The organism is Vibrio tapetis subsp. quintayensis, from assembly GCF_030409945.1.
Classification (GTDB): Bacteria; Pseudomonadota; Gammaproteobacteria; order Enterobacterales; family Vibrionaceae; genus Vibrio; species Vibrio quintayensis.
Window position 1 is genome coordinate 1 of record NZ_JAUFQV010000038.1, and the last position, 8431, is coordinate 8431.

The following is an 8431-nucleotide window of genomic DNA, read 5'->3' on the forward strand; positions in this document are numbered from 1 at the left end:
TCCCAGCACGAGTCAGAACACGGTTATCAAGATCATAGAATATAACCTCTATATCCCAGCAATTTCCCTTCCTACTCATACTTTGTTTTAGGTTATGGGCTGAGATTAAGTCTCTGTAGTCTTTTGAACAATATTGACTGCCTCTATCACTATGGATAATCACCCCTTCGGGCATGCCTCTACCATTGATAGCGCATCACAGACCAGAGTCGCGGTCATTCTGGTGCTCATTGACCAGCCAACTACTTGCCGTGAGTACAAGTCGATAACAACCGCTAAATACATCCAACCTTCACTTGTCGCTAGATAGGTAATATCTCCAGCCCATTTTTGGTTCGGTGCTGTCGCATTAAAGTCTTGCTCAAGCAAGTTCGGGGCAACAGGAAGCCTATGCTTACTGTCTGTCGTACATTTGAACTTACGGGCGGCTTTCGCAACTAAGCTCTGGCACTTCATGCTCGCGGCAATGGTTTTAACATCATGTTTATTTCCATTTTCTTCAAGTTCTTTTTGAATACGCCTTGCACCATCGCGTTCCTTGTTATCATCAAAAGCTTCTCGAACTTTGCTGTCAAGCTGCTTGCGGTGCTCGTTACGTTGAGCGACTTTATGGCGATTATCAATCCAATAATAAAACCCACTTCGAGAAACCCTAAATACCTTAGCCATGCGGACAATCCTATATTGCATAAGGTGTTCGAGCATAAACTCATAGCAATCTACTTTAGATTCTTCGCGAAGTAGGTGGCGGCCTTTTTTACGATATCTAGCTCTTCAGCTTGTTCAGCCAATAATCGTTTGAGTTTGGCATTCTCAGTGGCGAGTTCGCTTTCTCTATCGCTGATTTTCGCGTCTTTTTTGACGGCTTTACGCCATCCATAGATTTGAGATTCATATAACGATAGCTGTCGTGCGGCAGCAGCGACACCGACTTTGTCTGCTAACTTAAGCGCTTCAGCTTTGAATTCAGGAGTATGTTTGATTCGTGTTTTCTTAGTTGTCATTGTTCACCTCGTTAGTGATTGTACTCACTTAACTCAGTGTCCAAAACTTCTGGTGCGGATAAAAACCACCTAGATTGAGTATTGCAACAAAGCCTAGTTCTATGTGGATATTCAAATCAATCACACATCAATCGTAATGCGTGTCATTATCATTTGTGATAATGTAAGAATTAACTCATAACTCAGCGAATAAATTATGCTTTACACAAAACAAATTTTATATGCGGTGCCATTCATTTTAGCTGTACAAATGTCACATTCCTTTGCCTCAGAAACAGAGATAATGGTAGTCGAATCAAGTCGTATTGATATCCGTAAAGAAGACTCTCCGCAATCGGTCACCATCATCACCAGAGAACAAATTGAACAGCAGCTATCAATATCAACCGACAGTTCACAAGTACTATCGAACCTGCTACCTGGATACGCCCTGAATACACAGAAGCTGAACAATAGCAGCCAAACCTTCAGAGGTAGAGATGTACTGTATATGGTCGATGGTGTTCCACAATCCAATTCTTTACGTAAAGGCAGTCGTGCTGCTCATACAATAGACCTTTCTATGGTGGAACGAATCGAGGTAATTAAAGGGGCAAGTGCCATTCATGGTCTTGGTGCAACGGGGGGAATAATTAACTTCATCACCAAAACCAACCGCTCTGACGATGTCAATCAACATGCCAGCATTCAATTGACTTCTCCTACGACCAGTGTAAGCACAGACACTTTATCTTATAAAGCCAGCTACCAATTAGAAGGGGCGACAGAGCGTTTAGATTATTTGGTCGGACTAACAGGTGAAGTCCAGGGTGTTTACCTTGATGCCAACGGACAATACGTTGGTGCAGCAACCGTTAGGGGGGACATTATGGACTCTCGAAGTTATGATTTTATGACCAAAATAGGTTATTGGATAGACGATGAGCAAGATATCAAGTTTTTATACAATCGTTATCAACTTAAAGGTCAAATGAATTACGCATCCGTAAAAGGGGACCGAGACAAGGGCGTGGCCACATCTTCAGTAAAAGGGACACCCAAAGGGGCTGCTCCTTCAAACATTGTCCAAACGTTTAACGTCGCCTATACCCACAACGACTTTTTTGGAATGAAGCTAAGCTCTCAAGGGTTCCTTCAAGATTTTTCAGGAAGATACGGAGCCTCTACTTCACGCAGTTTCCAAGACCCAAATACAGCAGAAACCATTTACGACCAGTCACAAAATGAATCTAAGAAGATAGGCGCTAAGCTCAGTGTTTCGAAAAGCAATCTTTTTGACGGAAAACTGAACGCGACTGCCGGTTTAGACTTGCTCAAAGATACGACCAGTCAAAAACTTATTTTAACCAATCGAACCTATGTACCTAAGACATCTTATGTTAATTACGCACCATTTATTCAGCTAACATTCAATCCACTTGAAAAGTTAACTGTGCAAGCCGGTGCTCGTTATGAAAATGCAAAACTGGATATCAACACGTATCAGACTGTCGCTGCTAGAAACGGGGTAACGGTTCAAGGCGGAAAACCGTCATTTAGCGAAATGGTCTACAACGCTGGTGCTGTGTTTGAGCTTACACCAAGCGTTCGACTATTTGGTAACTACTCTCAAGGGTTTGGTATGCCAGATGTGGGACGAGTCCTAAGGGGCGTGAAAAAAACAGGCCAAAAGGTGAACGAGCTTGTCGACTTATCTCCCATTATAACGGACAACTATGAAGGTGGGGTACGCTTTAATAATGGCGATATTGATTTTGAAATCAGTTACTACATATCGAATTCCGATCTTGGCAGCCGAATCGTTGAAAATAACGGGCTTTACACCGTAAAACGAGAGAAAAAAGAGATTCAGGGGTTTGAAACCTCACTTGGGTATAGTCTTAGTGACTCTCACAATCTAGATGCTGGCTACTCTTACATTAAAGGATTTTCCGACACTAATGGCGATGGAAACGTTGACACTAAGCTAACTGGTGCCGATATTCCAGCGAACAAGCTAAGGTTGGCATGGACAGCTCAATGGAACCATGGGTTAACATCCATGATTCAAGCCAATCATGCCTTTAGCAGAACATTTGATGATAAAGAGCTAGAGTTTCAAGGTTATACATTGTTTGATGCGACATTATCTTACAAGTTACCTGTCGGAAAATTGAATGCTTCTGTTTCCAACTTACTCAATGAAGACCACTTTACTTATTACTCTCAAAGTGCATACAAGAACGACAACTTTTACTTCAAAGGAAGAGGCCGAACGTTCACATTGGCCTATAAGTTAGATTTTTAATAGGCCACGATTAGAAAAAACACAGCGTTAGCTGTGTTTTTTCTTTAGAAGCAATGGACAGTTCGAGCAATAAACCTCAGGAGACGTTGCCTTATAATAATAACAACAAGTCCTTCGTATTCTTACGGGGTCTGCGGACTGAGCCAATGGCTTTCTTTTTCCATAAAAACGAGTTACCGGGTTTTCTTCAACAGAAAAAATACCGTGCGTCTGCGCATTGACGATAAATCGCAAGTCATCCTCTACCACCGCTTTAAGCTCATTCGCAACGTTAGGTAATATTCGCCGTTCATAGACACTAAAGATACGAACCGCTACATTTTCCCAGAGAACTCTTTTTGAAACCCCAGTCACTTCGTTAAACACATTGACTAGTGGCGTTAAATGTTCAGAAAAAGCCTGACGCAGCACCCCTTCTCGCCACGGGGCACGCTCATCTAGTGCTAGGCTCACTTGGGTATCAAATATGGGCATTCCATTTTGCCAAATTCGTTCATTCAACGGGTATTCAAACACACTATTATCGATGGTTAGGTTCAGTCCTTTATTGTAAACCGACATCGCATAGAGTGTTGGAGCAAGGACCAAAAAGGCCATCCGCTTGATAACAAGTGAGGCCGTCACTTTAAGATCGGGCGCTCCAAGTTCGGGCATAATGGTATTAAGAATGGATAAGCACTCTTTTTTATCTAACAGAAGCTGTGATGGTATATGAAGAGGATGAACGGATTCTGACCGATATTTTTTCAATCCTAATTGAGCAAGCATTTCCCACTCAATATCGGATAGCGTTCCATTCTTTGAGGCGCTACTCATTGGATCACGACACCGTTCTACCTTTACCTTTTGGGACACACATTGGCGTACCAAAAAGAGGATCACGAGCAAGATAGCACTCCATACCAAAAACCGCTTCTATCATCTCAACATCCATGATGTCTTCTGGAGCGCCTTGCTTAAAGATTTCCCCTTCTTTTAGTGCAATCATTTGATGAGCGTAACGGCAAGCAAGATTAAGGTCGTGCAATACCATAAGAATGGTCGTTTTATTGTTCAGATTTAATTCAAAGAGTAGATCCAAAATTTCAATTTGATGCGTTAAATCTAGATACGTAGTGGGTTCATCAAGTAGAAGGATATCGGTATCTTGTGCCAATGCCATAGCAATCCAAGCTCGCTGCCTTTGGCCTCCAGATAAGGTGTCAACTGACCGTTGCGCCAACTCTGACATGTTCGTCGAAGAGAGCGCTAGGGCTACCAATTCTTCATCTTTCTCGGTCCAATTCTGCAACCAATGTTGATGTGGATAGCGCCCCTGCCTGACTAACTGTTCGACCGTTAAACCTTCGGGTGCTTTTGGCCCTTGGGGCAAAATGGCTAAACGACGCGCAACATGTTTACCCGACTGTCGATTAATGTCCTTGCCGTGCAAAGTGACGTCGCCAGTCTTTGGTTTTAATAGTCTGGCTAGGGATTTAAGTAGCGTAGATTTACCGCACCCATTGCCCCCAACTAAAACCGTTATCTGATGCGGTTTAATGTTTAGATCAAGTGATTTAATAATAATATCATTGTGATAACCAAGGACGAGATTGTGTGTTGCCAAAGGGCTAAACATTGCGTGTTTTTCCATATTTATAATCGTTGACGAAATAACAAGTAAACAAAAAAAGGCGCACCGATAGCGGAAACAAACACACCAGCAGGGACATCCAACGGCTGAAACAACATACGTCCACAAAGATCGGCGAGCACAACCAAGCAAGAGCCAACAAATGCACTGACCGGCATTAACAATACAAAGCTTCTAACTATTAAACGTCTTGCTATATGGGGAGCAATCAGTCCAACAAATCCGATTGTGCCAACGTACGCAATAGCCGGAGCGGCAAGGGTGACACTAAGTAGAATGAGTACTAAACGAGTTTTTTGGACAGAGACACCGAGCCCGCTAGCCAAATTATCCCCAAGTTCTAATGCGTTAACGTGACGAACAAAAAAAAGAGCAACGACTAAACTCACACTCAACCAGGGGAAGAGTGATTTCACATCGCTCCAACTTGCTCCATAGATACTGCCTGTTAACCAGATATAAGCCGAGATGCTCGTTGTTGTCGGGCTGATGGCGATAATAAACGTAGACACGGCTCCCATAACGGCCGAAATACCGATACCGACTAGTATCATCCTCATCGGGTTAACGCCGTTTCGCCAGGCGAGTAAATAAACAAGGCCCGTGGCTAAAAGCGCCCCTGCAATAGCAAAGACTGGTAGCCAATCAATACTGTAATGAGGATGAAAAAAAGCCAAAAATGCAATTGCAAATGCCGAAGCTCCGCTTGTCATCCCCACAACATCTGGCGATGCCAATGGATTACGAATAACCGATTGAAGAATCAGCCCAGATGTTCCGAGTGCGGCACCCACTATCACTGCCATCAAGGTGCGTGGTAACCGAAAGGTATCTAGAATAATATGATTGTCTAAATGGGTATTTAAGAATAATTCTGATAGAACACTCGAAGGACTTAGCCATTGAGAGCCTAATGAAAGTGATGCAAGTATCATTACGCAAGTAATCGCCAGGATGACCAGAACAGCGAAGATGGACTTGGACATAACGGAAAAAGACAACCATGACGTCCGGATGACGATATGCTTATTCACTCTTTCCTCCTTGCCTAGCCAAGTAAACAAAAAAAGGCGCGCCTAGCAAAGCCGTCATCACGCCGATAGGCACTTCCTCTGGAGCCAGCAAGGAACGCCCTATAACATCAGAAAATAGCAACAGAATACTGCCCCAAAGAGCACTGATCGATATCAACCATTTATGATCATTCCCAACGAATGCTCGAACCATATGCGGGACAACGAGACCAATAAACCCAATATTGCCAGCCATAGCGACAGACGTACCCGCCAAACCAATGATCAAAACACTTATCGCAATTTTTAGAAGAACGGTATTTTGTCCTAGCCCTGTAGCAACATCATCGCCAGATAAAAGAATATTGATATGTGGCGCGAGCAACAGAGCACAAATAAGTCCAACCACTAAATAGGGCAATACCGGTATGACTACATCTAGTTCTCGACCCGAGACCGACCCTGCTATCCAAAAGAGAATGCTATCAATGCCCTCCTGCCCTACTACCAAAATACCTTGAGTAAAGGAAATGAATAGCGCTGATATCGCCGCCCCCGCTAACACAATTCTTACCGGTGACGCCCCATCTCGGCCCATCGTTCCTAAACCATAAACCAGTGATCCCGCCACTCCCGCTCCAATCATCGCCCCCCAAAACAGGGCATTGGTGGAATCTAAAATAAACACTTGAGAAAGTAATACGATGAAAAATATGGCTCCAGCATTTACCCCGAATATCGCAGGTGAAGCCAGAGGGTTACGTGTGAGTGATTGCATTAACGTACCTGCCACCGCTAAGGCACCGCCCACGGAAAGAGCGACAAGGCTTCTAGACAACCGAGTCGTTGTAATAATCACATATTCAATCGATGTAGGTTCAGGTTGAAAAACTGCAGAAATAACATTCCCGAATGAGATAGGGTATTGGCCAAATGTCATACTGGAAATGAAAGCCAACACGAGCACGAAAATGGAGAGTACCACCATTCCCCAACGTGCTTGGTTATTCTCCTTAGCGAGTAACATCCGTTACTCTTGTTCGCGTTCTGGCACTTGATAAATCTCAACGAGCTGGTCAAGGATTTGGTTGGCACCTAAAATCCCACCAGATAAAATCCATGTCACTTTATCAACAGTATGAACCTGTTCATTCTTTGGAGCCGTTAAGATATTCCACAGTGGGTGAGATAGCCAAGACTGATAATTTTGTTCAACCAAAGGCTGCTCGGAATGAAGAAATACAAAAAAGACGTCAGCATTCACACTGGGTAGTGCTTCTTTTGTTTTGATTTTCATCCCCCACCCAAAACGACGATTATCTTCAAGAGGAAATTGGAAACCTATCTCATTCAACACCGCACCTGGGAAACTTTTGTGTAGATATAGACGTAAGTGATCGGCTCGAACATTCAAAATGGATGCGGTAAGAGGCCATTTAGGTAGCGTTTGGCGAAGATGCTTCTGTACATATTGAATTCGTTGTTGCCAGTGATTCCAGATTTCATCGGCCTGTTGTTGTCTCCCTGTGGCTTCCGCCGTTAATTCAAGAGAGTACTTAAAATCGTAAACATTGGTTGCTAGAACCGTTGGCGCAATTTTTTGCAATTGTTCAAATATTTTTTCGTGTCGGGCTTTCGTTCCTATGATGACATCCGGCTTCAGCGTAGCAATTTCTTCTAAATTAGGCTGAGTCTCTAATCCCACATACGTTACCTCCCCAAGAGCCTCTCTTAAGTACGTATACATCGGTTTTTCTGCCCAAGACTCAACTACTCCTACGGGTTTTACACCTAAGGCGACAGCACTGTCTGTTGCTCCTTGAAACAAGGTGACGACCCTTTTAGCTTTCAATGGAACAGCCGATTGCCCCATAGAGTGCTCGATTAAATGAGTGTGCTCAGAGGACGCATTTGATGTGGTGCTTACTAGCCAAGATAAACAAAACAGTAGACAGAAAAATCCTTTTTTTCTTTTAAGAACAGAAAGTAACAAAGCCAACCTCCAAAAAACTAATTAACTAACGCAAATGATACCTATTATCATAATCATAACAAGAGTTTTGTATACTTAAACTTCTCATTCGTTCTCAAAATTCGTAATAAAGATTTGCAACGAAGAAACCTTTCCAGTGCGAGTTCCTCCTTGCCTCCCAGATCCCACACCAATTCTCGCTGTCCATTAAGCACCCCTATAGGGGGGCTGTTGCAATTAATCAGAGAGTGCAGATCTACCCAGTAATGGGCTTAACGATTACTGGTAAACCACCTCAACATTGAAGAGACGATTCATGAAGGCGGATCTCTCCCGAACAAGCGTTTTACGCTCATCATGACGTAACCAGAAATCAAACTGGCCTTTGTTCAACATTCGAAGTGATTCGAATCCCTCGATGGTTGACCAAGCTCGCTTTCGTATTTTAAAACCGCCTGTGCTGGCGACGAGCTTCTTGATGGGGGCGTGATCGGACTCGATACCATTATTGAGATACTTCAC

7 protein-coding genes and 1 pseudogene are annotated in these 8431 nt (G+C 43.4%); 1 reads left to right on the forward strand and 7 read right to left on the reverse strand.

Features of this window, described 5'->3' with window-relative positions; translation table 11 throughout:
- A pseudogene (locus tag QWZ04_RS19995) lies at window positions 1-1004 on the reverse strand (IS3 family transposase); the annotation flags it as partial.
- 196 nt (window positions 1005-1200) lie between these two features.
- Here QWZ04_RS19995 and QWZ04_RS20000 point away from each other — a divergent pair.
- Window positions 1201-3291, forward strand: coding sequence for a TonB-dependent receptor (locus QWZ04_RS20000; protein WP_290330015.1), 2091 nt, complete (start codon window positions 1201-1203; stop codon window positions 3289-3291).
- 27 nt (window positions 3292-3318) lie between these two features.
- Here the strand turns inward: QWZ04_RS20000 and QWZ04_RS20005 are convergent, their stop codons facing one another.
- The 6 genes from QWZ04_RS20005 to QWZ04_RS20030 form a co-directional block, all read right to left on the reverse strand.
- Window positions 3319-4107: an IucA/IucC family C-terminal-domain containing protein gene (locus QWZ04_RS20005; RefSeq protein WP_290330016.1), complete on the reverse strand. Its 789-nt coding sequence runs from the start codon at window positions 4105-4107 to the stop codon at window positions 3319-3321.
- Window positions 4108-4111: 4 nt separating this feature from the next.
- The gene (locus QWZ04_RS20010; RefSeq protein WP_290330017.1) at window positions 4112-4924 is read right to left on the reverse strand and encodes an ABC transporter ATP-binding protein; all 813 of its coding nucleotides are present in this window, start codon (window positions 4922-4924) and stop codon (window positions 4112-4114) included.
- Window positions 4925-4926: 2 nt separating this feature from the next.
- Entirely contained in the window at window positions 4927-5958 is a 1032-nt protein-coding gene (locus QWZ04_RS20015) for a FecCD family ABC transporter permease (RefSeq protein WP_290330019.1), read from the reverse strand.
- A complete protein-coding gene (locus QWZ04_RS20020) occupies window positions 5951-6964 on the reverse strand; it encodes a FecCD family ABC transporter permease (RefSeq protein WP_290330020.1) in 1014 nt (337 codons plus the stop codon). The genes QWZ04_RS20015 and QWZ04_RS20020 overlap by 8 nt, the downstream gene beginning before the upstream one ends.
- A gap of 3 nt (window positions 6965-6967) precedes the next feature.
- Entirely contained in the window at window positions 6968-7810 is an 843-nt protein-coding gene (locus QWZ04_RS20025) for an ABC transporter substrate-binding protein (protein WP_290330021.1), read from the reverse strand.
- 378 nt (window positions 7811-8188) lie between these two features.
- Window positions 8189-8431, reverse strand: a 243-nt coding sequence (locus QWZ04_RS20030; protein ID WP_290330022.1) for a DDE-type integrase/transposase/recombinase, incomplete at its 5' end; no start/stop codon positions are given.